Raw genomic sequence first — 25,148 nt, 5'->3', positions numbered from 1 at the left:
CATTTACATGTAAGATTATGAAAGACAATAGCTTGATATTTAAATTGGAATTCCGGGAATAAGTAAATACATTTATTAACTCAAATTTTAGAAAAGATCAACTAAGCTTAACAAACTAAAAATAAATTCTGAAAAAATGAAGAAAAATGAAGCCTCAAAATCAAATTCCAGAAGAAATTTTTTAAAGACTACCGCTTTAGCCACGGCCGGAATCAGTATTATTCCCAGGCATGTTATGGGTGGTCCCGGGTTTTTAGCACCTAGTGATAAATTGGTGATTGCAGGAATTGGCGTAGGAGGAAAGGGCGAAAGCGATCTCAATAGTTTTTACCAATCAGGAAAAGCTGATATTGGCTTTTTATGTGATGTAGATAAGAAAAGAGCTGCAAACTCGGTAGCGAGATTTCCAAAGGCAAAGTTTTATACCGATTACCGCGCAATGTTAGAAAAGGAAGCTAAAAATATAGATGCAGTTTCTATTTCAACCCCAGATCACGGTCACGCTGTGCAGGCACTTGCTGCTATGGAGCTAGGGAAACCGGTGTATGTGCAAAAACCACTTACTCACGATATTTATGAAGCCAGACAATTAACTGAAGCTGCAGAAAAATACAAAGTGGTTACCCAAATGGGAAACCAGGGAGCTTCTGGTGATGGGGTTAGAAAAATGCGCGAATGGTATGATGCCGATCTTATAGGGAAAGTACATACCGTTTATGTGTGGACAGATCGTCCGGTTTGGCCGCAGGGAATTCCCTGGCCGGAAGGTAAAACAACTGCTGTTCCTGAAAGTTTAGATTGGGATTTATGGTTAAATACCGCTCCTAAAAGAGAATATATTGAAGGTTTGGTTCCGTTTAACTGGCGAGGCTGGTGGGATTATGGAACGGGAGCACTTGGAGATATGGGCTGTCATTTAATAGAAGCACCTTATCGTGTTCTTGGCCTTGGTCATCCAAAAGATGTTCAGTGCAGCGTTGGAAGTGTTTATGTAGATGAATTTAAGAGAGGATACTTTCCTGAGAGTTGCCCACCTTCAAGTCACGCAGTAATGACTTTTCCCAAGACTGATAAAACCAGTGAAGATGTAACCTTGTATTGGATGGACGGTGGAATAAAACCAAAAAGACCGGAAGAACTTGGACCAAATGAAACTTTTGGCGATGGTGGTAACGGAGTATTATTTATTGGCGATAAAGGAAAAATGATGTGTGGCACTTATGGTAGAAACCCACGTTTATTACCAACTTCAAAAACCGATGAAGTGAATGTTGCTGAAAAGTATGACCGGGTTTCAGGAGGAGAAGAAGGGCACTATGCACAATGGGTAGAAGGAGCAATTGCGGGTTACGGAAAAAAAGAATTAAGTTCTCCATTCGAAATTGCTGGACCGCTTACTGAAACTTTGTTGATCGCTAATTTAGCTATTAGAGGTTATGATGTAAGAAATGAGAAAAGACGCGATAATGGTGATACTTATTTCAATTACCCCGGGCGTGATATAAAAATGCTCTGGGATTCAGAAAATATGAGGGTTACCAATTTTGATGAAGCCAATCAGTTTGTGCGCAGAGAATACCGCGATGGCTGGAAATTAAGTTAGAAAAAGAAATTAAAGATTTAAAGATATGAAAGCCGGTGTGATAATATACTTAGTAATTTTTTACTTCGGCTTTTCATCTTGTAATTTTAATAGTAATTCAGATGAATCCAATACTGTTTGGGACACCTTAGAAGTTACCGCATCTGCTTATAATTCCCTTAGCTGGCAAACGGGAGCCGGGGGTGCTAATATAACGGCCTGGGGAGATACTTTAAAACCCGGTTTAAATGCCATTGCAGTTTCCAGGGATTTGATAAAAAGAGGTCTGGACCATAATACCCGCGTCAAAATTGAAGGTTTTGATAGCGTTTTCCTGGTAAAAGATAAAATGCATTATCGCTGGAAAAACAAAATAGATATCTATATGGATAAAGACGTTCAAAAAGCAAAAGATTTTGGACGGAAAAAATTGAAGATCTATGTTGAAGTTCCTAAAGATTCCATCCAAAACCTGGAAGATTAAAAATGAGGTTCGTAAATCAACCTAAGAAATGAGCTAAAGCGTTCCTCATCACGGTTAAGTGAGATCCCTGGTACAATACCTACTTTTAATGAGTCCTTAATTTCTACCCGCATTTGAGGTCTTAATACAGTTTTTAATTCTCCATCTAATAGCAATTGGTTTACTTCCAGACCAATAAAATTTCCAGTTCCAGGAATCATATAATGAAGGTTTGAGTTAATTTCGTAAGCAAAATAGTTCTCATGATTGTTCCAGCCGTTAAAAAACCTGGGGCCAGTATAAATCAAGCCATGCCATTGTGGTGTAAAACGTTTTGCAGCAACTAAAAAAGGATTGAAAAGCACGCCCTGTGTTAAATTATTTAAAGACATCGCATTGAGGTCGGTAAATTCAAACTCTACTATATTTCCCAGTGCCATGGAGGTTTGAAATTTATCTGAAACCCAAAAAGTATATTGAGCGGCAAGCTTTAAACTTTCAATACGATCTCCAGGTCTATTTTGCGGTCTTCGGTTAAAAGAATTTGGGGTGAAAACGGTTACTGGAACTTCAACCTCCAAACCAAGCCTATCTGCTACTGCCCATTCATATTCCACAAGAAATTCGTAAGAATCAAAATCCAGGTTATCTGTGATTCCGGCACCTACGTTCCATTCTTTTTCTCCTTTTCTGGCACCCAGATCACGAATTAAATCGATATACAGCGGTTCAGCATGTTGAAGCTTTAGAGGGAGATCTTCTTCATTTCTTTCCTCTTGCGCATAGCTAAATACTCCCCATAATAAACAGGTTAGGGTGAGGCAAACTTTAAGGTTTGATGTCATTTAATATTTTTTATATTTCTGACAAAAAACGCTTTTCCAGGTTAGAGACTACTAAAAATGAAATTAGAATAAAATTAAAATTAAGGTAAGGGGAATTTTAAGATCACCACGGTACCTTTATCTGTTTTGGTCTCAAGTGCTATGCTGCCTTTATGTATTTTAACGATATCTTTAGTTAGTGCAAGACCAATTCCATGCCCTTTTTTATTCTTACTATTTTCCCCACGATAGAAGGCTGTAAAAATTTTATCTAAATCTGATTTTGATATACCCGGACCAAAATCCTGAATCTTAATCACACTGAATTTTGGAGTATGCTCTAGTGAAATATTAACCATTTCATTGTTGGAATATTTCAACGCATTTTTAATAATATTACTTAGAGCAATATCTATCCATAACCTGTTTCCTAAAATTTCAAACGAGTTTTCTTCTAAATTATCTATTTCCTGATAATCCAAACGTATTCGATTCCCGGGATTTATTTTATTTAGGCGTATACTTATTTGCTGTATAAGTTCATCTACCCTAAATATTTCAAAACCATTATTTGGCTGTTGTGCCTGTACTTCAGAGAGATGTAAAAGGCTACTAAATAACTCATTTAAATGAATTGCTTCATCATAAATTTTGTTCAAAGAAACTGCCGTATTTTCTTTCTTTTCAGAGTGAAGCGCATAGTCTGCTTCCCCGAGAATTATAGTTAAGGGTGTTCGCAACTCATGAGAAGCATTTTCTATAAACTTTTTTTGAGAGTAAAAGGAAGTTTCTAGCCTAATTAGCATAGCATTAAAGGTTGCGGCCAGTCTGGATATTTCATCTTTTCCGTATCCTTCATCCAATCTAAGTTCCAGGTTACTGGCGGTTATTTGCTCTACCCGGGTTATCATGGTGTTGATAGGATTTAAAAGAATAGAAGCAAAGAATAAGGAAATAGCCAGGATGAGTATTAAACTGAATAAAGACGTTAGTAATAAAACATTAATTAGATGGGAAAGTTGATTTTTACCTTCTTCATCTATAGCCGATAATACTGTAATATAATCTCCCTGATTGTCCTGATAGAAAATGCTAACGGCCTGTTTGCCGTTCACTTCAAAAAAAACAGGTTCACCTTCCAGACTTTCTGAGAAAACTTTTTCATTATAATAAAATTGATTTGCAGATTCTTTAAAGACTTCATTGTTCTCAACCTTGAAAAAGGTTTCCTCCTCGTAAGGTAAATTTCTTAGATACTGTCGGGTTACCCGCTCATATTTAGAAGAACTTAATTCATCTTTTTCTAATAAAAATTCGGCAGCGGTATAAGCACGATCTAAGAGTTGTTTATTGAATTGTTCATAGGTGTTATTTGCAACTCTGGTGTAAATAAAAATGCATACAAATCCGATTATCAAAGCGAAAATCAAAGAAAAAATTGCTGCTATTTTATACTTAATCTTCAAATTACCTTACTACATAACCCATTCCAATTACCGTTTGAATAAGTTTTGGTTCTGAATTATCTTTTAACTTTTTACGAAGGTAATTAATATAAACGTCTACTACATTGGTACCTAGATCATATTCAACTCCCCATACTTTTTCTAGGATCTGTTCCCGTGAAAGTACTTTGTTGTTATTAGTAATAAGAAGCTTTAACAATTTATACTCAGTAGCAGTGAGTTTTATTTCTATTTTATCTTTAGAAACCTTTTTAGCTTCATCGTCTATAATAATATTCTGGTATATTATTACTTCTTCTTTTTTTTCTTTTGGAACATCAGCCTTTAATTTACGGCGATTTACTGCATTTACCCTGGCTAAAAGTTCGTCTATTTTAAAGGGCTTTACGATATAATCATCAGCGCCTAGATTTAAGCCTTTTACCACGGTTTCTGTGGTATCCAGAGCTGTTAATAAGATGATTGGAGTTTGATTATTAATCCATTGAAGTTCTTCAAGGATTTCCAGGCCAGATTTCTCGGGCAGCATAATATCCAAAATTACCAGATCATAATTGTGGCTAAGTATTAAATCAAGACCCAATTGGCCATTGGTGGCAATCCCTATGCGGTGGCTTTTCTCAGACAAACATTTATGAAGTAGGGATGCCACGTTTGGCTCATCTTCAACTAACAGAATATTCATTGTTTCAAATATCAGAAATTTATAGTATTCATAAATTAAAATAAGATTAGAATTCTGAATATGTATTTCTTTAATAATTTTAAATTATGTATGTTGTGAAAATCTAATTAAAAATGGCAATGAAACAGCTTTCCTTTTTACTTCTCCTTTTTATTTCTCTAAGTAGTATAAATTTATCTGCGCAGGATTCAATTCCAAACGATAAATTGCTGATAGGCGTTACACCAACCCCACCATTTGTTATAGAAGAAGATGGAGAATTTACCGGTTTAAGCATTGATGCCTGGGAGTTAGTAAATAAAGAAATTGATCTTGAATATGAGTTTAAGCAATATGGTTCACTCGCCGAATTGTTATCTGGTATAGAAAATAACGAAGTAGATTTCAGCATCAATCCCGTTACAGTTACAAATAGCCGTATGCAGAGAATGGAATTTTCACAACCATATTTTATTTCGCATACTGCTGTTGCCAAACGAAGTGAATCTCAAATTTTTAGTTATTTAGGAAACTTATTTAGCTGGAATTTTATTTCGGCTATATTAATCTTGCTGGCAGTAATCTTTATTTTCGGATTCCTGGTGTGGATTTTTGAACGAAAAAAGAATGCCGAAGAATTTGGAAATGGATCCCGCGGCATACTTCAGGGATTTTGGTGGAGTGCGGTGACAATGACCACCGTAGGTTATGGAGATAAATCGCCCAGAACAACCGGTGGGCGTGTAATTGCACTTATCTGGATGTTTATGGCCATTATTATTATTTCCAGTTTAACGGCCGGGATTGCTTCTTCGCTTACGGTACAAACCATGAACGATGAAATAAATTCTGTACAGGATCTTTCTAAATTTGAAGTTGCTAGTGTAAAGAGTAGTAGTGCCCAGGAATTACTGGATCTTTATAATATCAAACATACTGCTGCTAGTAATGGAATGGAGGGGATAAGTATGGTTGAAAATGAAGAAACCAAACTTTTTGTTTACGATGAGCCCATATTACGTTATGAGATTAACCGACGGGGACTTGAAAATGAAATTGAGATTCACCCAAAAACTCTTAAAAAAGATTACTACGGATATAGTTTTCCGAAGAACTCAAAATTATTAGATACCATTAACCCTGTACTTATTGGAGTAATGAAATCTATGGAGTGGAATACTATAATGAGTGAATATGAATAATTAACCAAGGCCCAGATAACCCAGGACTATCCAAAGGATTATAAAAACAACTATAATTCCAATACATCCACAACCTCCTCCAAGTTTTTTAGCGCCCCAGCCAGCTAGAATAGCTCTGATTATATTTTTCATAATGAATTCGTTTATAGGTTAAGTCAAAGCTAATTTAGATGAAAACAGATTTTAAAATTTAGAATTAGCATAAATTTAGTAGCATTTCAGAACAAAGCCTTAAAAAGTAAAAAGTTTCTATTTTGTATCTTTATAAAAACTAACACAAGATAATTATGAAAAAACATACACTTACACTCGTTTTCTTTAGCCTGCTTATTTTTAGCGGTGTTTACGCACAGAGTACCTCGGCTACTTTAATTAAAAAAGTAGAAGGTTTTAGTCATCCTGAATCTGTAGTTTTTAATGAAGCTAAAAAGGAATATTATATTTCAAATATGGCCGATAATGAGGATGGAGATGGCTTTATTTCCAGAGTTTCTGAAGATGGAGAAATTATTGATTTAAAATGGATAGACGGTTTAAAAGATCCAAAAGGCTTACTAATAAACGAGGATAAGGTTTATGTAACCAATAATACCGAAGTTATTGAAATTAGTATTGAGAATTCAAAAATAACAAAACGCATTGAAGTTGAAGGAGCAAAATCTTTAAACGACATAACTATAGATGCTGTAGGTAACATTTTTATTTCAGATTCAGGGAAAAGTGCTATTTATTTAATGCCCGGAGATGCTTCAAATATGATGATTCCTGATGATAAAAAAGGAGAAATTATTGAATATTTAAATAGCACAAGGTTAGAATATGTAAACGGCCTTTACGCACAAAATGACGACCTTTACGCTGCCGCCTGGGGAGAAAATACCGATGGCAATTTCCTGAAAATTGATATGGAAACTCGTGAAATTAAAAAAATATCAAAAGAAGGAATAGGAAATCTTGATGGAGTTCAACCTGTTGGGGAGGATGCTTTTTATATTTCGGACTGGGCTACAGGAAAAATTCATCTTATAACAAAAGACGGTAAAATAACAGAAGTTTTAACTTCAGAGAAAAGCTCTGGGGATATCTTTTTTGATGCAGAAAAAAATCAGCTGGTTTTACCTATGAATCACCAAAACGCTGTTTGGTGGTATCAAGTGCAATAATTTAAGATTTAGTTATCAATTTCATATTTCTGAAATTTTATTTTTGAACTAAAATCAATCAGATGGAATTCCAAAAGGATAAAGAAGACAAAGATTATATTTTAAAGGATAATAAAAAGACCAATTTCGGAATTGGCTTTATACTAACAGTTTTAATTATTCTAATTATTGGAGTAGTTATTTCCGGGTTTTACTTTGAGTTTTGGTAATTGTAAAACCAAACCGAATACTTGAAGATTCTTAAGAATAAATAGTAGTATTAACCAATCTTTCTTAGAAAAGCTGAAAAATTCCCCTCTTTTAAAAGTGGGGAATTTTTTTTACTTTTTAATTTCATTAATCAATAGAAATGCCTGGTTTACATATTCCTTTTCCAGGAAAAATGCAAAATAATTGGAAGTAGAAATCATTTCAAAAATTGGAATTCCTTCGTAGGCAAGGAGTTTAAATAGATAAAAATACAAACCTACAAACTGCGAACTATTTTTAGGAAGGGCGATGGTTATGGAAGAAAGTTCCTCTTTTATAGAGACTCTTCGTTCATTTCTAAAACAATCTTCCACAAGGTTTGTTAAGCTGGAAGAAACCAAAATATTGCTTTCCTGATAATTACTTGAATAATTAAGGTAAACCCCGGTTTGATCTTTAACCGCATCCAGCAACCTGGCTTTATTTGCAATAATGGTATTGGAATTTAAAAAGGTATATTCTGTAATTCCAGATCTCACCACAATATCCCCAAGTTCTCGCAAATGCTGCATATTTATTTTGGTTCTACGGGGCGCATATCGCCTTAAAGCCATTATTATTGAACCTTGTTTTACCGGTTTGCGCATTTCCTTTTCAACCTGTGGCTGTATATCATCTGCCAGCCCACTAAAGTTTACAATATCACGGGCTATGGCATCATCTAGAAAAGGTTGATGTCTAATTATATCGTGCACACAGGTGGTAATTGTCTTCATTGTTAAATATTGTACATTTTGTGCAAATGTATATAAATTGAGAGATATTTTTTGCCGGGGCAAGCTTAAATTTTAATTATGCAAAGCATATTTAAATTAAAAAAATGTCTCACAAAGTGAGTAAAAATTTAGCAATGAAAGTATTAAAATTTGGAGGTACCTCTGTAGGATCGGTGGCGAGCATCAAGAATGTAAAAAACATTTTAGCTGCACGTAGTGGGAAGAAGGTTTTGGTACTATCTGCAATGGCAGGAGTCACTAATAAACTGGTTGAAATCACCGAAAATATTAAGGCTGAAGATTATTCGGCCATAGATTCAATTATTGCTGAATTAAAACACAAGCACGAAACTACCATAGATGAACTTATAGACGAACCGCGTTTAAATTCCCAGGCTAAAGATTTCGTAAATAAAATTCTTGCAGGTTTACAGGAAATTAGCCGGAATAAATATTCAGAAAGCATTTATGCTGAGGTTGTTACTACTGGAGAAACTATGCTTACTTATATTTTCTCTACTTTCTTAACGAATTCAGGAATTCAAAACAATTTTCTCAATGCCAAAGAATTTATGCAAGTTTCCAACCTGGAAAACCCTGATACGGATTTGGTTGGAAAATTATTTCAGCAAAGCATAGAAAACCTGGAGCCATCTGAACTTTATATTACCCAGGGGTTCGTGAGATTGGATGCTAATAATACTATTAGTACGCTAAAAAGGGGAGGAAGCGATTACAGCGCCACGATTTTGGCTGCAGCCGTGCAAGCCGAAGAAGTTCAAATTTGGACAGATATTGATGGATTTCATAATAACGATCCACGGTATGTTGAAAACACGCACGCTATTGCCGAGTTGAGTTTTGAGGAAGCAGCCGAACTTGCTTATTTTGGAGCAAAAATTCTGCATCCGCAAACCATATCCCCGGTAATTAAAAAACAAATTCCATTATTTCTAAAAAACACCTTTACGCCGGAGTTTCCCGGAACTAAAATTTCAGCAGAAATTCATTCCCGCGGACTTAAAGCCATATCTGCAAAAGACGGAATTACTGCGATTAAAATTAAGTCAAACCGAATGTTGATGGCTCACGGTTTTCTTAAAAAGATCTTCGAAGTTTTCGATAAGTATGAAACGGCAATAGATATGATTACCACTTCAGAAATTGCGATTTCATTGACTATAGACGATGATAGAAATTTAGATGTAATCCTGGAAGAATTAAACGCTTATGGCGAAATCACTGTTGAAAAAGAACATAGTATTATCTGTATTGTGGGTGAAGGCCTTATTGAAGATAAAAGTACAAGCCGCTTATTTGAATTATTAAATGATATTCCAGTGAGAATGATTTCTTACGGCGGTAGTGACAACAATATTTCTTTACTGGTAGATACTAAAAACAAGATACAAACCCTGCAGGGTTTAAACCATAAATTGTTTGAGGAACGAGAAGTACCTCAATTTGTTTGATTTCTGTTTGTGAACAGGCAACTGTTCCTTTTGTGTAGTGGAACCGCCGGTAGGCTAACCGGCGGTTTTTTTATTTTTCTCTTTCTCCTCAATGAATTTGGACATAAAATAAGTACTTCTATGTTGATGATGCTGTAGCATTTTCCCAATAAAATTCTTCTTCCTGTAGAAACTTATATTTTGAAGTAGATCTGATAATTTTTCAGAAAGTTCCTGCTGAAACTCTTCTTTATTAAATCTTGAATTAATAATCTCAAATCCGTTTTCAACTGAATTTTTCCACAGATTTTCTTCGGAATATAACTCTACGGCTTTTTGAGCAAAATCTTTAGGCTGATTTTCTATAAATCCGTTCCAGTTAAATTCTCCCGGGACTCCTTCGGCGCCAATGCTTGTGGTTACCGAAGGCGTTCCACATTGCATTGCCTGGATGAGTTTCCCTTTTAAACCGGCGCCAAATTGTATTGGTGCGAGACAAACTTTTGCATTTTGCATCACTTCCCATAAATTCTCAGCTCGTCCTTTTACCAAAAATCCTTCTTTTTCATTATGAAGATTCCATACTTTTTGCGAAGGATAAGCCCCGTAAATATTAAGTTTTGCTTCAGGAAGTTCCTGTTTTATCAAGGGCCAGATTTCTTCTTTTAAATATAAAACCGCATTCCAGTTGGGTTCGTGTAAGAAATTACCAATGCTAATAAAGTCTTTTCGCATTTTAAAGGCTGGGAAACTTAACTTTTCTTCTTCTGAAATTGGTTCTAATAGAAATGGGAGATAATGGAGCAGGTTTTCGTCAATCTTAAATTCATTTTGAAGCAACTTCACTTCAACTTCAGAAATGATAAGGCTTAGGTCACAGCGGTAAATACTTGCAATCTCTCTTTTCGTAATATCGGCATCAAAATAAAGTTCTTCTGCAGGAATATTCTTTTTAAAAGCTTCGGTTCTGGTCTTTCTTAGAAAATGAAGATCTTCAGTATCTAAGATTTTTATCGCTTCAGGACAGGTTTCATCTACTCTCCAGCCAAATTGCTCTTCAGTCATAAACCGATCAAAAAGCACCAGATTTGGTTGGATTTTTTTTAGCAAATCATCAAAGGAAGGATGATTCATTTTAATAACTTCTGTAGCAATATTCATTTTTTCCAGATCTACAGCGAACGCACTTCTTGCGGCCGTAGTTACAAAAGTGATTTTATAATTTTCAGCGAGGAAAAATTGAAGTAATTGCAGCATTCGGCTACCAGCGGCAGAAGAGTTAGGTTCAGGCCAAACACAGCCAATTACAAGTAAATTGGGCATAATTTTTTTTCAAAAATACCTGAAATAACAGCAGATTCCTAATTATAAACTTGCCGAAAGCAGGAGGGAAGCAGTAACCCAAAGGACCAGGGAAACAATTCCGCCAATTATAAAAAAGTGCCTGAAACGATAAATTCCCATCCCATAAATAATGGTATTGGTTTGATAACCCACTGGGGTAAAAAAGCTGAAATTAGAAGCAAATAGTACAGAAAGAATAAAAGGTTTTGGATCCATTTGCATGCTCATAGCAACACTAATGGCGATAGGCGTTATAATAATTGCCGTTGCATTGTTGGAGATAAATCCGCTTAAGATCATGGTGACAAGAAATAAAATTCCAATAACAATAGTATCGGTTTGATTTTGAAAAACGAGTAATAATTGGTCTGAAATCCATTGGTCTGCCCCGGTATTGCTCATCGCTACGCCCAATGGAATCATTCCTGCGAGCAGAAAAATAATTTGCCAGTTTACCTGTGCATAGATCTTCCCCAGGTCTATACATTTGGTGAAAATCATTAAAAAGCAGCCAATAATTGCGCTCTTTAGAATGGGAAAAATTGAAAATGCCGAAAGCCCAATCACAAGTATTAAAATGCCCAGCGAAACATATCGTTTAGTTTTTGTGGTAACTTCTATATTCTTATGTTGTTGGAGAATTGTTATATTTTCAATCTTTTGAAGTTCGTCCAGCGCGCTTTCACTAACTTCCACCAGCAAGCGGTCTCCAACTCTTAATTCAATTTCATCTTTTCCACGATTAAAAATTCGTCGTTTTGGGTTTCTGAAATTTCTACGTTTCCTAATTGCCAGTGGTACCGCGCCGTGAAGATCATACCAGCCCACTGTTTTAATACTTTTACCAATAAGAGGGGAATTTGGAAGCATTAAGATTTCAACTACCTGTACGTTTTCTTCCAGTTCTTCAGAATCTGTAATTGGCGCCGTTAGTTTTTTATTGTCTTCCTCTTTAATTACGGTAAATCCTTCAGCATCTTTTAGTTTTATTAGATTTTCAAGATTGCAGCGCAATAAAAGTTGATCCCCTTCTTTAAGCGTGGTGAATTTTCCCGGATGATCGTTTATAATGTCATTACGCTTTAATCTCAAAACTTCAATATCTTCATTATTATAGAGAAAACTATCACTTATACTTTTTCCAATTACGCTGGAATCTTTTGCAATAATAACCTTGGTTATATATTCATCAAGATTATAATCTTCGCTTATTTCGGTCTTTTTTGCTCTTGGAAGTAAACTTACCAGGGCGCTAACAATTACGATGGTAATTATCATAAATATCACTCCATACCAGGTGAATTCAAAAAAGCTAAATCTTTCTACACCACGCTCTATAGCTACAGCATTTACAATAAGGTTGGTAGAAGTTCCCATAAGGGTACAACTTCCGCCAATTATTCCGGCAAAGGATATAGGGAGGAGCAATTTTGAATTGGGAATATCATATTTAGCAGAAAGCTCTGTGATAATTTTTATAAAAACGATCACTACTGCCGTGGTATTGATAAATGCTGAAATACTCCCTGCAATAAACATAAAAACAGGAACCATAATAAATATGGGGAGCATACGTAAATTCTTGAGACCACTGGCCAGCCAATCTATCACGCCGTTGGTTTCTAATCCAATAGCGATAATCATTAATGCTAAAACTGTAATGGTTGCGGGACTCGAGAATCCTGAAATAGCTTCTTCCGGACTTACAATATTGGTTAACAATAAAGCTGCGAGAATAAAAAAAGCAATTTTATCTACCGGAAATATTTCCAGTGCAAACAAAACAATTACCACAATTATTATAAAAAACAATATCGCTATCTCGATGCTCATTACTTAAATTTATGAAATAAAATTAAGTGAATAAGCGATGTTTAAAAGCTTCTTCTGAAATATTTATGATTTAATAGATCCCGATTATTTTTATCGAGTCATTATAATTACTACTTTGATGTTTAAAACAAAAATATGAGCAGAGGATTTGTAAAAGAAGACGACCAGGAAGAAGCTCCTATAATTCCGCCAAGAGCGGCTTTACCTGCGGGAGAAACCAATTATGTGACTCCACATGCATTACAGGAGTTAAAGAATGAAGAGGAAGAACTTATAGAAGAACGTGCCAATCTCGATAAAGAAAATGATACCGAACGCAGAAGAGCTCAGGCGTTTATAGATGGTAATCTTAAACTGTTAAGAGAGCGAATTAGCACTGCAAGATTGTTAGATCCAAAAGATCAGCCAGAAGATGAAGTTCGTTTTGGAGCGGTGGTAGAATTTACACAGGATAATATAAATCAAAAATTCCAGATTGTAGGGGTAGATGAAGCCGATGTTAAAAATCAAAAAATTGCTTTTGTAGCACCTATTGCCAAAGCGGTTACAGGCAAAAAAGTGGGAGATAAAATTGATTTTAAATTAGGCGAAGAAACGCGGAAACTGGAAATCCTAAAAATCACATACTAATGAGCGTTTATGTTGTGATGGGTGTTTCGGGATCTGGGAAAACTACTATTGGAAAATTGCTGGCTAAGGAGTTGAATTTATCCTTTTATGATGCAGACGATTTTCATCCGCCAGAAAATGTGGAGAAAATGAAAAATGGAACTCCGCTGCAGGATGAAGACCGAAAAGGTTGGTTAACAGTTTTAGCTGAAAATATTAAAAAATGGAATAAAAATACTGGCGCTGTATTGGCCTGTTCTGCTTTAAAGGAGAAATACCGAACGCAACTAACTTCAATTCCAAAGCAGGATTTAAAATGGATCTTCCTGCAAGCAGATTATGAAGTGATTTTAAATCGATTAGAATCAAGAAAAGGCCATTATTTTAAGTCTGAAATGCTTAATTCTCAATTTGAAACCCTGGAAAAACCCAAAAATGCATTACAAATAAATGTAAACACTTCTGAAGAAAATATTTTAAAAACAATCATGACAAATTTGAATGTTCATAAAGCAGAAATGGGACTTATAGGTCTTGGAGTTATGGGTAAAAGCCTGGCCCTAAACCTACTTTCGAAAAATATTGAAGTTTCTGTTTTTAATCGGCATATTCCAGGAGAAGAAGAAAATGTTGCTAAAGATTTTGTTCAGCAAAATGCTGAAAAGTATAGTTTTCAGGGCTTTGATGATTTAAAGGAATTCGTTTCCTCCCTAAAACGTCCCAGGAAAATATTATTAATGGTAAACGCCGGAGCTCCTGTTGATGCTGTTATTGAAAGTTTACTTCCTCATTTGCAAAAAGGCGATATCATTACCGATGGTGGAAATTCCCATTATAAAGATACTTTACGACTCGAACAGGCTTTAAGCGAAAAAGGAATTCATTTTATGGGTTGCGGAATATCGGGTGGGGAAGAAGGCGCCTTAAAGGGTCCTTCGATTATGCCCGGTGGTTCTGCCGAAGCTTATATGCAAACGGGGCCATTTTTGGAAAAAATTGCCGCGAAAGATAAAAACGGAAAGCCTTGCTGCACTCATATAGGCCCCGATGGTGCTGGACATTTCGTAAAGATGCTGCACAATGGTATTGAATATGGCGAAATGCAACTAATTGCAGAGATCTATCACTTCCTGAGATTTTATACCAACTCAAACCCTGAAACAATTGCAGATCTTTTTGAATCCTGGAATAAGGAAATGAAGAGCTATTTGTTAGAAATTTCTATAGATATTCTTCGGAAAAAAGAAAATGAAGGTTTTCTGATCGATGAAATTCTAGACACAGCAAAACAGAAAGGAACCGGCGGTTGGTCTACTAATACAGCTTTAGAACTTGGCGTGCCTTTAGATACAATTACCGCAGCAGTTTTAGCCAGGAATATTTCTGGAATGAAAGATCAGCGTGTGGAAGCTCAAAAGGTTTATGAACAGGATAAAATACAAACAGGCAATATTGACGATGTAAAAAAGGATTTATTTCAGGCATATAGAAGTGGTAGTATCATTAACCACGCTATAGGTTATGATCTGCTTCGGGTGGCTTCTTCAGAATATAACTGGAAGCTCAATTTATCGGAAATTTCCCGGGTTTGGACCAACGGCTGCATTATTCGATCGGGTTTGATGGAAGATTTGGTAGATATTTTTAAGAATTCAGATAATCACTTATTAAAGAATAAGAATATTATTTCAGAGATTAGGCTTAATCAGGTTGCACTGAGTAAAACAGTGGCAGTCGCTTTACAAGCGGGTTATGCGGTGCCGGTTTTATCGGCGGCGACAAATTATCTTTTAAATTTTACATCGGCGCAAAATGCTGCAAATATGCTACAGGCGCAAAGGGATTATTTTGGGGCGCATACTTATGAACGTACCGATAAGCCTCGAGGAGAATTTTTTCATACCCAATGGAAAAACGATAATTAATGGATTTACAATTACTCTTTGCCGTTTTCGCAGGAATTGCCCTTTTACTTTTCCTTATTCTAAAACTCAAAATTCAGGCTTTTTTATCGCTGTTAATTGTTTGTATTGCCCTAGGAATTCTCGCGGGAATGCCTGCAACTGAAATTCTGGATACCATGAAAGATGGCATGGGCAGTACCTTGGGATTTGTGGCAACGGTAGTAGGTTTAGGAGCTTTATTTGGCGGAGTTTTAGAACAATCTGGCGGGGCGCAACGTCTGGCATCTTTTTTATTGAAAAAAACAGGAGACAAAAAAGCACCGTGGGCCATGATGGTAACCGGTTTTGCCGTAGCGATTCCTGTATTTTTTGATGTGGCCTTTATAATTTTAGTTCCGGTAACTTATGCGTTGAGCAAACGTACCGGAAAATCCCTGTTGCTTTATGCTTTGCCGCTGCTTGCTGGCTTAGCGATAACTCATGCCTTTATTCCGCCAACTCCAGGTCCTATTGCAGTGGCCGATATTTTGGGTGCAGATCTAGGTTGGGTAATTGTTTTCGGTTTTTTAGCAGGAATTCCTGCAGCAATAATCAGCGGACCAATTTTCGCGCGATATATCTCTAAAAGAATCCAGATTGAACCTAAGACTTTTACCGAAGAAATAGACTATGATGAAGAAAAAGCGCCCTCACCGGGACTGATTATTTCTATTATTCTAATTCCTATTTTTCTTATTGTAGCCAATACTTTAGTGCAAAGTCCTTTGTTTGATAGTATTTCAATTTCTTCGGAAATTTTATACACCATAGAATTAATTGGTCATCCTTTTTCGGCTTTAATAATTGCCAATCTTGTTGCCTGGTATTTTTTGGGAGTAAGACGGGGAATGCAAAAAGAATTTTTACTGAAAGTGGCTACAAAGTCATTCCAGGCAGCGGGAATAATTATTTTACTAACCGGTGCCGGTGGAGCTTTTAAACAAATACTTATCAATACCGGGGCAGGAGAAATGATTGCCGATTCCCTGAACCATGCGTGGTTTAATCCTTTAATGTTCGGATTTATCGTGGCCGCCCTGGTAAGAGTTTTACAAGGTTCTTCTACGGTTGCGATGATCACTGCCGCAGGGATTACCGCCCCAACTTTAACCAGTGGAGATTATTCTATGGCGCAAACTTCACTTATAGTGATTGCGATTGCCTCGGGAGCTTCAATTTTATCTCACGTTAACGATAGCGGGTTTTGGCTGGTAGGTCAATATTTGGGATTAACCGAGAAACAAACTTTTAGAACCTGGTCTATGATGACAACCATCATCGCAATTGTTGGTTTGCTGGTTTCTTTATTATTATGGTTTTTGATTTGAATCTTCGATAGTAAGTTAGAAGATATTTTGCGAAGAAATCGTTTTTTTTTAATCGGCTTCAATAGTAAATTCTAGCGTATCAACAATATCGCCGTATTCATCTACCTGAATTTCAAACTCGATTGATTTGCTGGATGTATAACCTAATTTCTGCATTTGCACCGGGTCTATCTCAGCAGTATATTCGCCTGGTTTTAATCCTAAATAAGTAAAGTAGCCATCTCCTTCGGTTAAAATTTCTTTTACAAGGTTTCCATTTTTATCTAGAATATTTACTGTAATTCTACCCTGGCCACGAAGACTGTTTCCTTCTTTAAAATAGACCATTCCTGCAACTTCGCCTAAAACCTCTATCGGTACTTCAATTTCCTGAAATTGATTAGGAACCGTGTGCACTTTTATCTTTTCGTTCCTTACTTTCCAGGCAATATTATCCAGGCTGTTTGGATCAACCTCAAGAATAATGTCTATATAAGGCTGAAGTTCGGTAATTCTTAATACCGTTTGATCCTCGTTATAAGAAAGCCTTCCAGAAGTATTTTTTAGTTCCAGGCCGGCTATACTAGGTTCCATAGGATCCCTTTTGCCATTGGAATTGTAGTCAAGAAATGGAATTATGCTTAGCGCAGCTCTGGACATTGCAGTACGGTTATTTGCCATAATATAGCCGGTATTATCGTCTAACAACAAACTACCACGAGCAGATTGTACAAAGGAATTATTTCTGTTTCCAATTCTAGAGGTTACCGAGGTTTGCGCAAAATTGAAGGCATATCTTAGACCAACTTCAAAAATGTGGGCATTTCTAAGCATATTATTTTCATAGGCGACATTTAGAAATCCGTTTTCAAAAATCGGGCGTTCTACTTCCAGGATAATGTTATTGAATTGATTTCGGCTGAAATCATATTGTACCTGGGGAGAAAATAAAAATTTATTCGGAAGTCGGTAATTCTGAGAAAGCGAGGTATAAATTGTGGGCTGTTTTACCCTATCATTATAAATTCCATAAGTAGTTAGGTTAGTGCTAATGCCCATAATTGCCCCTGAAAGTAATAATTGCGCAGTAGTAAATTCGGTAGTTGGCATAATGATCTGGTTCACACTAAACCTGCTGAACATAGAGAAATTCTTAGACCGAATTGGTGCAGAAAAACTCACTTTTCTTTCCTCTAAATAATTAAAATTGATGGCGGTTTGATCTTCATCGTATTTTATATAATTAAGATCTACCTGGATATTTCCTGGGGTGCGATAACTCAATATTCCTTCTCCTTTAACCCCGTGCATATATTCTCCCGTAAAGAGAAAATTTGAAGCAAAACGAATAGAGGAATTTACAAATGGCATAACTTCCTGGTCTAAAACCCCGGTAAAATACTCGGCACCACCCCCAATAGTAATAGAATTGCTGAGTCCGTAGTTAAAATTTAAGCGTGAAAAGCGGTCCAGATCTTCATTTTCTACAATTCCCGCGCTAAGGGTGTATTCCAATTCATTTTTTGGAACAAAATTGTAGGGAATATTTATCACCCGCTGTTCTATACGTTCTTCGCCGTAAGGACCATAAAATCTTAAACTTACAGCTGTATTACCATACATAAGCGGCACCTCAAAAGTGTAAAAACCTGAAGCATCAGCCTGGGTAAATTCAACTAAAATATTATTTACGTATAACTCTACCGTCCAACGGGGTTCGGTATAATCATTAAGCAAATAAGTACCAAAAGATCTTCGATTTTGAAACGGACTGTTACTTACCTGTACACCACTTACAGGGGCAAATAGGGAAGAAGTGGCTCTCGTGAAAATTCTACCGGCGGTAACCTGTTTAAACAATCGGCTTTCATTATTTACATAGCGCCATTGATAAAACTGGTTTCGGGAATCGAAGGGAACCCGAGTGGAGTAATTTAGCATTAAATTGGTTTCGCCTCCAAGAAAAATCGTACCAAGGCCTAAAGATAAGCGGTTGTCATTTTCGAATTCACTTTGTTGTGTGGTGACTACGCCCCAATCTAACGCACCGCCTTTAAAAAAAGGATAACTTCTGGCAAGGCTAGTGTCAGGCTCTACAATACCTCTTACACGATTCAGGTTTTCCCTCACTTTTTTAAGTCGCATTTCCTTTATAACAGGGAGATCTTTCTCAGTTTTCATGGTTACCGAGAGACTTCTAAAGGAAAAATTAGTATTTAGACCGAAGATTTCTCCAAAGAGATTCGATTTTAGATAAAGATTGAGTGGGGTTTGTATGTATTGCTCTTCAGAAAGTGGAAATTCTTCATTTTTATAAATTATCCTGTTTTCAGAAGGATTTATCTGGTATGTAGAATCGGGGTTAATAATAAAACCTGCTATTCCATTTGTAGTTTCTTCGTTTTTTATCTTTAAATAATCGAAAAGTTCTTTTACTGGAATAAAAGCATCCTGACCTTTTATAGCAATTGGGATTTCTATAGTTCCAAGGTCGGGCACATTCATTTCTACGCTTAATTCATCGTATTCTGGAAAATCTTCCTGGGCCATTCCTTGAAGAGAAATGAGCATCACTATAATTACCGGAAATAGCTTTATATTAATCTCCATAGAAAAAAAGCGAAGTAGGGTTTGCATTAAGCCGAGCTTTCTTACTATTGATGAATAAAATTAAGGGTAAAGGTACCAAGATAGTTGCCTGGAAGATTTCCAGAATTATCTGAAGGAATTTGTAATGTTCCGCCAACAAAAACTTCATTAGGGGTTTGTGAATTGGGCGCCTGGGTTACGAAGGTGCGCTGCCCAGTACTAAAACTGTTAATCAGCAGTCGAATTTCCAGACCAGTATCCTGATTTATTAATGGATATGAACCCATATCTTCAATTTGAATAATTGTACCGGGATTTGCGTAAACATCAAATAGTGCTGCAGATACAGGTTGGCCAAAATTCAATTCAAAAATATCACCATCTACGGTTCGTTGGTCATCAAAACTTACCGTAACATTTCCACCACTGTTTCCAGCAGTAAACGAGCCAAAATTAAGGTTTCTGGAGGTTCTAACTTCAACTTCTATTGGGATAGGAGGATTCTCCTGAGCGCTAATTTCTACTGTCGAAAATATAAATAACAATAGCCAAATATATTTTCTGAAAAAACCGAAATTATGCATATTGTTTTTTATTTTTTGATTACTATTTTTTTAGAGTGTTGGGCTTTCCCAAGCTGGAGATTAATAATATAAACCCCATCGCTGGTTATTCCTTCAAAAGTCACTGTATCATTACCGCCACCTGGTTTTACCTGAAGTATTTGCCCTGTCATAGTGCTGGCACGTAAAACTCCTTGCTGACCTTCTTCTAAATTCATTTTTACGATTACCTCGCCATCTCTTACTTCAACATCAAATGGTTCATTAAATGCTATTGCAGGATTTGTAACCTCTTCTTCAGAAAACATTAATTCAAATCGTGAGTTATGGGTTCCTTCTTTAATATTGAATGTGTACTCAGGTCTTCTACTCAGGTTTTGACCAATACTTTTGGTGTGATCTATTAAATAAATATTGAAATTTGGACTTAAATTATCTATTGCTGAGAGGTTTATTTTCATTTCACCGCTTTTTTCAGCTTTAATTCCTAAAGGAATTTTTTTATAACTCCTGGTTTCAGGAAATGGAATCGCATTAATAGAGAGTTCTTTTTTGTCTTCGGTTAAATTGTAAAAACTTGGTACCGCTGGATCGGTATTCATCAATTTATGCGCATCCATTTCTTTTTCAAAATTAGGCGTGGCATAAGATGAGAAATAGATCACCATAGGATCTTTTTTATTAGCTCCCTTAAATCCTGCCTCTAATCGAATTAACGATTTTTGATCGGGCATTTGAGTTCTGAAGAATTCTTGCTCGAAATCGGTAACCCTTACATTATTATTCATTCCAAAACTTCCGTTGACCAAATCCTGAGTTTCCGAATCGCTTACTTTTATAAAAAAGCCCTGCATAGAAGGAATAATGTTAGAAGACCGACCGTCTACCATTAAATTTTCGGTAGAAATATTGTTTACATAGGCAGTATAAGTTCCGGTGTACTGATCGCTATCACTGGCAGTAAAAAAATAAATACCGTCATCAATATTGGTTTTTGTCCATCCCTGGTAAGCATTCCAATCTATTGGAGACGGGTAGGGGTTTCCTACCAGATGGAAGCCGCGGGTATAGTCACGATGATTATTTGATAACTGTTTTGCTGGAATTTCCCCATTATTTACTTCACCTATTAATTCTATGGTTTGGGCAACAGTAAAAGTTCCGAAATTAAGTGCATAACCTTCTGCTATATTCAGAATATTATCAGGATTTGTATAAACTGTCCAACCTGTAGCATCTCGAACCGTATCGTTTATAGCAACATTTCGGTTTTCATCATAACGATAAAAGTTTGGGAATTGGGTTACAGGATCCTGAAAATCCATATAGGGAGCAAAATCCTCAACTACTGAATTTTGAAACGGAGAACTGAAATATTTATAGCCAAAGGCTCTATCTAAATATCGTTGCATATTTACCAGACCGATAACTTCACCTTTACCTGTACCGTCGATAAGTGCGGTTTGATTTTCATTAGAAATTAATGTTAGGTAATCTCCGGTATTGAAATTTCCGTTTTCTACCTTTAAGGTGCCGGTAATTTCAATTATCGCTTCTGAAGTTACTCCCGAAGTATTATCGATTCTCAAATTTCTAATACGATTATTCTGAAAAGCCGCATCAGGAATTATTTGAGCTGAAGCACCCTGGAATGAAATACTTCCGGTTTCAGTATTTAGAATTCCGTTATTGTTAAGATTACCTGCTATTCGTAACCAGTTATCGTTTACTTTAACTGAAGCATTATTTTCAATGACAAGATCTTTAGCAAAGGCGTTAGCTCCGGTGTTTATTTCAGGATAATTTCCGGAAGCTAAATTATCTGGAATCAAGACATCGGTTTCCAGGGTTGGTAAAGTATTGCAACTCCAATTAGCGGTATTGTTCCAGTTAGTGTTTTCGGTCCCTGTCCAGGTGTTTTTTCCCTTTACGGGAATATATAATACAGGGGATTCTTTAGTACAACTACCGGAGTTTACAATTCGTTTTAACCAAATATCCTGGTATAAAATTCCTGGATTATAATGTTGTTGATTATTATTGCCCGGGGCCGGAGCAAAACCGGAAGCAGGCCCATCTGTACTCAATTGCCAGGTATAGGAAATATTATTTCCAGCTATTTCTGTACCGGTTACGGTGCCGGGATCAATTCCTGTACAAAATGCTTCAGAATAGGTCGCGCTAATATAAAGTTGTTTAACGGTACCTACACAGGGATCGGTAAAAACACCGTTAGTCGCCGGAATAGTAGCCGAATTTTCTCCTAATAAATAAGATTCTGTAACAGCCTGACTGGTGTTGGCGTGGCAATTTTCATTAATATTAAAGTTCCCGACGTTATTAACGGGAGTTCCATAGCTGGCAAAATTTACATAAGTAAAAACTGTTCCTTCTGGCGCCTCTAGATTTACATCTCCATTTTCATTTGCTGTTGCTTGAAGTGTATTTGTATTTCCGTTGAAAAGTGAAATATTATTGTCTGTGATTTCAGAATTGACGGTTACCTCAACAACATTAGAAACAGCTTCCGTACAATTTTGAACATTTACTTTTCTACGGTACCATGTAGTCTGATCTGACGTGCCAGGATCATAATTTGATTGATCATTATTGCCAGGGGCGGGACTAAATCCTGAAGTTGCATTCGTAGTACTGGCTTCCCAGGTATAAGAATACTCGTTTCCTAAGTCTGAACCTGTAAGCGAATTAGGGTTAAAGTTGCCACAGGATTCTTGATTTCCGGCAATTGTATTATTTTCTATTTCATCAATAAGGCTAATTGATACTGAGGTGTTGGGCGAATTGTTTTGACATCCATTACCATCGGTAATATTTAATATCTCAATAGTAGTTGATTCCTGAATATTTATTGGGTAATTAAAATCCCTTTCATTTATACTTAAGTTAAATGGTTGTCCATTAATCGAAGCCTGGATATTCCAGGGGCCTGTACCAGTAAAATTTCCATTAATATTTACCTGTCCATTGCAAACAATGGTTGGTACATTTAAATCTACTGTAGGTTCTTCAGGACACTGATTTTCTCCTACGTTGAGAAAAGCTGTATCTGAAACAGAAACACACCCATTTTCGTTTGTAACTAATAATCTATAACGTGACCCATCTATTGGAAAATAGCCAACATTTATAAGCTCTAATCTGTTTGTCCTGGTACCACTATAGTTTTCATTGTTATCTATATTATACCAATTAGAGCTGAATGTTTGCCATTGGTAGGAGAGATTGTTTCCATTTACACCGGCTTCAATTACTGCATTATTGCCAAACTCAGCACTAACATCGCTGGGCTGTTCTGTAATAGGATCTAAATAGACTTTCAAATTCGCAGGATTACTAAATACGCTACAATTTTGATTGGAGATCTTTATTCGGTATAAATTCTGATCAAAACTTACTGGCGCATTTATGATATCTAATCTTTGCTCATTCACATTGCGATAGAATTCATTATTAGAAAGATCGACCCAGGAATTGCCATTATCTTCACTAACCTGCCATTGCCGGTTATCGTTTGAAGTATAGGTTTGAAAGGATGCATCATTTCCTGCACATACCACTTGATTGGTAGGCTGTGTATTTACGCCTCGAGGACTTTGATTAACCCGTAATAAAGCTGAATTGGATATAATAGAATTTCCATTTTGATCAGTAATTACAACTCTAAACCTCTTATTATCCAACCAAATTTCGTTCGCGTTAACCTGCAAGCTTGAAGTTCTAGCATTCTGGAAACTACTATTGGCCTCTATATTAAAAAAATTATCTGAGCTTCCTCCATCATTTCTTTGCCATTGGTAGGTAAGGTTTTGTCCTTCAGCATTTACAATGAAATTAACCTGATTACCCTGGCACGTTGTAATATTTCCAGGTTGTTCAATAATATTGATCGGTTCTTCTATTATAACAGTAGCGGGATTAGAAGTAATGCTAGCCCTATAGGCATTTCCCAGTCGGTTATTACTACTGGTTAGAGTAGCTATTCTATAAATATAGTAAGTACCTTCAGTATTAAATGGGGCTAGATTTCTATTTGGAGTAAAACTTGAATTTGTAGCTCCCGGGATTTCGTTGGTTTCTCCATTTTCCATGTTACTATAAACCCATTGATAACCATTACCAAATCGACTCATCCCGTTTGGAAGATTATTAAATTCGTCTCCCGTGATTGCCTGGCCAGAATTTTGTGAATTAAGTATTTGATTGAGATTGTTAGATAAAATGTTTTCTATAAGAAGTTGTGGTTGTCCCACACTAATACGATTTCCTCCACTATTTTCGTAATAGTCCAGAATTAATTCATTATTACCTGATAAACTTAATAGAATATTATTACTTCTATAAGCGTGATCACTCCAGTCATTATAAATTAGTTCGCCATCTACACTTAACCTACTACCATCATCGGAACCTATATTTAAAGCATATAAACCCTCAAGGTTGCTATTCATTCTATATTTTACAGCAAATGTTTCGGTGTAAACTGAAGGAGCACAACTACCGGTTCCTAACTGAAAATTGTTCGTGTTGCCGCCAAAGCTTTGATCAAAACTTAGATTTTCTGTATATCCTCCTATATAATTATTAAAATTTTGATCAAAAGTTGTGTTTTGGTTTGTTCCGTCGTAAACGTGACCTATCCAGGAGTTGTTGCCAGATTCTGTTTCGGTATAAACTATATTAGAGTTAGTATTAACTTGAAAGTTTTGAGCAGAAATTCCTTCAGTTCTTACTGGAACTCCAGGATTGGTAGAAGTAATTAAAAGTTGATAATCATTTCTTGGTGGTATATCTCTACCTATAGAAATGGTATGACTAATAATTCTTTCTTCAAAAACTCTTTTTGGAGGACCCGGTTTGTTGGTGAAATCAAAGGAATTAACCGGAGTATAATACAGTGTATTTCCTGATTGAAAAGTATAAACAATCTGAACGGTATATATTGTTTCGGTATCAAAGCCAACTGTTCCTCCCTGTCCATTTCGAACAAGAAATTGAAAATTAATATCCCCTCCCTGGCAGACTGAATTTGAGTTAGGCTCTACATTTAATATTTGCTGCGCTTCCCCGTTAAACCCGAAAAACAAAAAAACCACCAGAAATAAACCTGGTTTAAGGCAAGAAGAAATCCCCGGGTATTTTATTTCCATAAACTAGAAATA

The 25,148-nt window shown here is 36.1% G+C and carries 19 protein-coding genes; 9 read left to right on the top strand and 10 right to left on the bottom strand.

The features are described 5' to 3' along the window. Nucleotides 1–136: 136 nt before the first annotated feature. Both FG27_RS00215 and FG27_RS00210 read left to right on the top strand, forming a co-directional pair. The gene (locus FG27_RS00215; protein WP_037314023.1) at nt 137–1,603 is read left to right on the top strand and encodes a Gfo/Idh/MocA family protein; all 1,467 of its coding nucleotides are present in this window, start codon (nt 137–139) and stop codon (nt 1,601–1,603) included. A 25-nt stretch (nt 1,604–1,628) separates the two neighbouring features. After that, on the top strand, nt 1,629–2,066 hold the full coding sequence (locus FG27_RS00210) for a 3D domain-containing protein (RefSeq protein WP_037314022.1): 438 nt from the start codon (nt 1,629–1,631) through the stop codon (nt 2,064–2,066). On the opposite strand, the gene FG27_RS00205 is transcribed toward FG27_RS00210, so the two are convergent. The 3 genes from FG27_RS00205 to FG27_RS00195 all read right to left on the bottom strand — a co-directional run bounded on the left by FG27_RS00205 (nt 2,063) and on the right by FG27_RS00195 (nt 5,020). Beyond that, nucleotides 2,063–2,890 (bottom strand): HAEPLYID family protein, encoded by an 828-nt coding sequence (locus tag FG27_RS00205; protein WP_037314020.1) that lies wholly within the window; start codon nt 2,888–2,890, stop codon nt 2,063–2,065. The two genes, FG27_RS00210 and FG27_RS00205, sit on opposite strands and share 4 nt — an antisense overlap. An 80-nt stretch (nt 2,891–2,970) precedes the next feature. Then, nucleotides 2,971–4,287 carry a HAMP domain-containing sensor histidine kinase gene (locus tag FG27_RS00200; protein ID WP_197051647.1) on the bottom strand — a complete coding sequence of 439 codons (1,317 nt, stop codon included), beginning with the start codon at nt 4,285–4,287 and terminating at the stop codon, nt 2,971–2,973. A 49-nt stretch (nt 4,288–4,336) separates the two neighbouring features. Beyond that, on the bottom strand, nt 4,337–5,020 hold the full coding sequence (locus tag FG27_RS00195; RefSeq protein WP_037314009.1) for a response regulator transcription factor: 684 nt from the start codon (nt 5,018–5,020) through the stop codon (nt 4,337–4,339). 113 nt (nt 5,021–5,133) lie between these two features. Here FG27_RS00195 and FG27_RS00190 point away from each other — a divergent pair, with 113 nt between their 5' ends. After that, nucleotides 5,134–6,201, top strand: coding sequence for a transporter substrate-binding domain-containing protein (locus tag FG27_RS00190; protein WP_231563207.1), 1,068 nt, complete (start codon nt 5,134–5,136; stop codon nt 6,199–6,201). Here the strand turns inward: FG27_RS00190 and FG27_RS19490 are convergent, their stop codons facing one another. Next, complete coding sequence (locus FG27_RS19490) at nt 6,202–6,333, bottom strand: hypothetical protein (protein WP_037314006.1); 132 nt, start codon at nt 6,331–6,333, stop codon at nt 6,202–6,204. Nucleotides 6,334–6,488: 155 nt separating this feature from the next. Here FG27_RS19490 and FG27_RS18550 point away from each other — a divergent pair, with 155 nt between their 5' ends. After that, nucleotides 6,489–7,364, top strand: coding sequence for a hypothetical protein (locus tag FG27_RS18550; RefSeq protein ID WP_051935711.1), 876 nt, complete (start codon nt 6,489–6,491; stop codon nt 7,362–7,364). Between the two features lie 62 nt (nt 7,365–7,426). Continuing rightward, complete coding sequence (locus FG27_RS19175; protein WP_197051646.1) at nt 7,427–7,573, top strand: hypothetical protein; 147 nt, start codon at nt 7,427–7,429, stop codon at nt 7,571–7,573. A gap of 111 nt (nt 7,574–7,684) precedes the next feature. Here the strand turns inward: FG27_RS19175 and FG27_RS00175 are convergent, their stop codons facing one another. Beyond that, nucleotides 7,685–8,329 carry a hypothetical protein gene (locus tag FG27_RS00175; protein WP_037314003.1) on the bottom strand — a complete coding sequence of 215 codons (645 nt, stop codon included), beginning with the start codon at nt 8,327–8,329 and terminating at the stop codon, nt 7,685–7,687. Nucleotides 8,330–8,463: 134 nt separating this feature from the next. Between FG27_RS00175 and FG27_RS00170 the strand changes: the two genes are divergently transcribed. Continuing rightward, entirely contained in the window at nt 8,464–9,801 is a 1,338-nt protein-coding gene (locus FG27_RS00170; RefSeq protein ID WP_037321840.1) for an aspartate kinase, read from the top strand. A 54-nt stretch (nt 9,802–9,855) separates the two neighbouring features. Here the strand turns inward: FG27_RS00170 and FG27_RS00165 are convergent, their stop codons facing one another. Further along, nucleotides 9,856–11,103 carry a glycosyltransferase gene (locus FG27_RS00165; protein ID WP_037314000.1) on the bottom strand — a complete coding sequence of 416 codons (1,248 nt, stop codon included), beginning with the start codon at nt 11,101–11,103 and terminating at the stop codon, nt 9,856–9,858. A 42-nt stretch (nt 11,104–11,145) separates the two neighbouring features. Beyond that, on the bottom strand, nt 11,146–12,957 hold the full coding sequence (locus FG27_RS00160; protein WP_037313997.1) for an SLC13 family permease: 1,812 nt from the start codon (nt 12,955–12,957) through the stop codon (nt 11,146–11,148). Nucleotides 12,958–13,092: 135 nt separating this feature from the next. Here FG27_RS00160 and FG27_RS00155 point away from each other — a divergent pair, with 135 nt between their 5' ends. The 3 genes from FG27_RS00155 to FG27_RS00145 are packed head-to-tail and all read left to right on the top strand — an operon-like array spanning nt 13,093 to nt 16,837. Further along, nucleotides 13,093–13,587 carry a GreA/GreB family elongation factor gene (locus tag FG27_RS00155; protein ID WP_037313995.1) on the top strand — a complete coding sequence of 165 codons (495 nt, stop codon included), beginning with the start codon at nt 13,093–13,095 and terminating at the stop codon, nt 13,585–13,587. After that, nucleotides 13,587–15,491 (top strand): NADP-dependent phosphogluconate dehydrogenase, encoded by a 1,905-nt coding sequence (gene gndA / locus FG27_RS00150; RefSeq protein WP_037313992.1) that lies wholly within the window; start codon nt 13,587–13,589, stop codon nt 15,489–15,491. Before FG27_RS00155 ends, gndA begins: the two co-directional genes overlap by 1 nt. Continuing rightward, nucleotides 15,491–16,837: a GntP family permease gene (locus FG27_RS00145; RefSeq protein WP_037313990.1), complete on the top strand. Its 1,347-nt coding sequence runs from the start codon at nt 15,491–15,493 to the stop codon at nt 16,835–16,837. Before gndA ends, FG27_RS00145 begins: the two co-directional genes overlap by 1 nt. 48 nt (nt 16,838–16,885) lie before the next feature. On the opposite strand, the gene FG27_RS00140 is transcribed toward FG27_RS00145, so the two are convergent. From FG27_RS00140 to FG27_RS00130, 3 genes are read right to left on the bottom strand one after another with little or no spacing between them, the layout of a single operon-like run. Next, nucleotides 16,886–19,453, bottom strand: coding sequence for a carboxypeptidase-like regulatory domain-containing protein (locus FG27_RS00140; protein ID WP_037313988.1), 2,568 nt, complete (start codon nt 19,451–19,453; stop codon nt 16,886–16,888). A 17-nt stretch (nt 19,454–19,470) separates the two neighbouring features. After that, nucleotides 19,471–19,950 carry a DUF4402 domain-containing protein gene (locus FG27_RS00135; protein WP_037313985.1) on the bottom strand — a complete coding sequence of 160 codons (480 nt, stop codon included), beginning with the start codon at nt 19,948–19,950 and terminating at the stop codon, nt 19,471–19,473. Nucleotides 19,951–19,997: 47 nt separating this feature from the next. After that, a complete protein-coding gene (locus FG27_RS00130; RefSeq protein WP_037313982.1) occupies nt 19,998–25,136 on the bottom strand; it encodes a hypothetical protein in 5,139 nt (1,712 codons plus the stop codon). Nucleotides 25,137–25,148: the final 12 nt, after the last annotated feature.

It is taken from the genome of Salegentibacter sp. Hel_I_6, assembly GCF_000745315.1.
Lineage (GTDB): Bacteria > Bacteroidota > Bacteroidia > Flavobacteriales > Flavobacteriaceae > Salegentibacter.
Note: the sequence above shows the minus strand (reverse complement) of the source record. Positions and strands in the feature narration are given on the sequence as shown.

Bases quoted from the DNA above. Each gene is read 5' to 3' on its own strand.
- FG27_RS19175 (WP_197051646.1), top strand. From the start codon at position 7,427: ATGGAATTCCAAAAGGATAAAGAAGACAAAGATTATATTTTAAAGGAT.
- FG27_RS00140 (WP_037313988.1), bottom strand. From the start codon at position 19,453: ATGCAAACCCTACTTCGCTTTTTTTCTATGGAGATTAATATAAAGCTA.
- FG27_RS18550 (WP_051935711.1), top strand. From the start codon at position 6,489: ATGAAAAAACATACACTTACACTCGTTTTCTTTAGCCTGCTTATTTTT.
- FG27_RS00170 (WP_037321840.1), top strand. From the start codon at position 8,464: ATGAAAGTATTAAAATTTGGAGGTACCTCTGTAGGATCGGTGGCGAGC.
- FG27_RS19490 (WP_037314006.1), bottom strand. From the start codon at position 6,333: ATGAAAAATATAATCAGAGCTATTCTAGCTGGCTGGGGCGCTAAAAAA.
- FG27_RS00195 (WP_037314009.1), bottom strand. From the start codon at position 5,020: ATGAATATTCTGTTAGTTGAAGATGAGCCAAACGTGGCATCCCTACTT.
- gndA (WP_037313992.1), top strand. From the start codon at position 13,587: ATGAGCGTTTATGTTGTGATGGGTGTTTCGGGATCTGGGAAAACTACT.
- FG27_RS00145 (WP_037313990.1), top strand. From the start codon at position 15,491: ATGGATTTACAATTACTCTTTGCCGTTTTCGCAGGAATTGCCCTTTTA.
- FG27_RS00205 (WP_037314020.1), bottom strand. From the start codon at position 2,890: ATGACATCAAACCTTAAAGTTTGCCTCACCCTAACCTGTTTATTATGG.
- FG27_RS00190 (WP_231563207.1), top strand. From the start codon at position 5,134: ATGGCAATGAAACAGCTTTCCTTTTTACTTCTCCTTTTTATTTCTCTA.
- FG27_RS00175 (WP_037314003.1), bottom strand. From the start codon at position 8,329: ATGAAGACAATTACCACCTGTGTGCACGATATAATTAGACATCAACCT.
- FG27_RS00165 (WP_037314000.1), bottom strand. From the start codon at position 11,103: ATGCCCAATTTACTTGTAATTGGCTGTGTTTGGCCTGAACCTAACTCT.
- FG27_RS00210 (WP_037314022.1), top strand. From the start codon at position 1,629: ATGAAAGCCGGTGTGATAATATACTTAGTAATTTTTTACTTCGGCTTT.
- FG27_RS00215 (WP_037314023.1), top strand. From the start codon at position 137: ATGAAGAAAAATGAAGCCTCAAAATCAAATTCCAGAAGAAATTTTTTA.
- FG27_RS00160 (WP_037313997.1), bottom strand. From the start codon at position 12,957: ATGAGCATCGAGATAGCGATATTGTTTTTTATAATAATTGTGGTAATT.
- FG27_RS00130 (WP_037313982.1), bottom strand. From the start codon at position 25,136: ATGGAAATAAAATACCCGGGGATTTCTTCTTGCCTTAAACCAGGTTTA.
- FG27_RS00155 (WP_037313995.1), top strand. From the start codon at position 13,093: ATGAGCAGAGGATTTGTAAAAGAAGACGACCAGGAAGAAGCTCCTATA.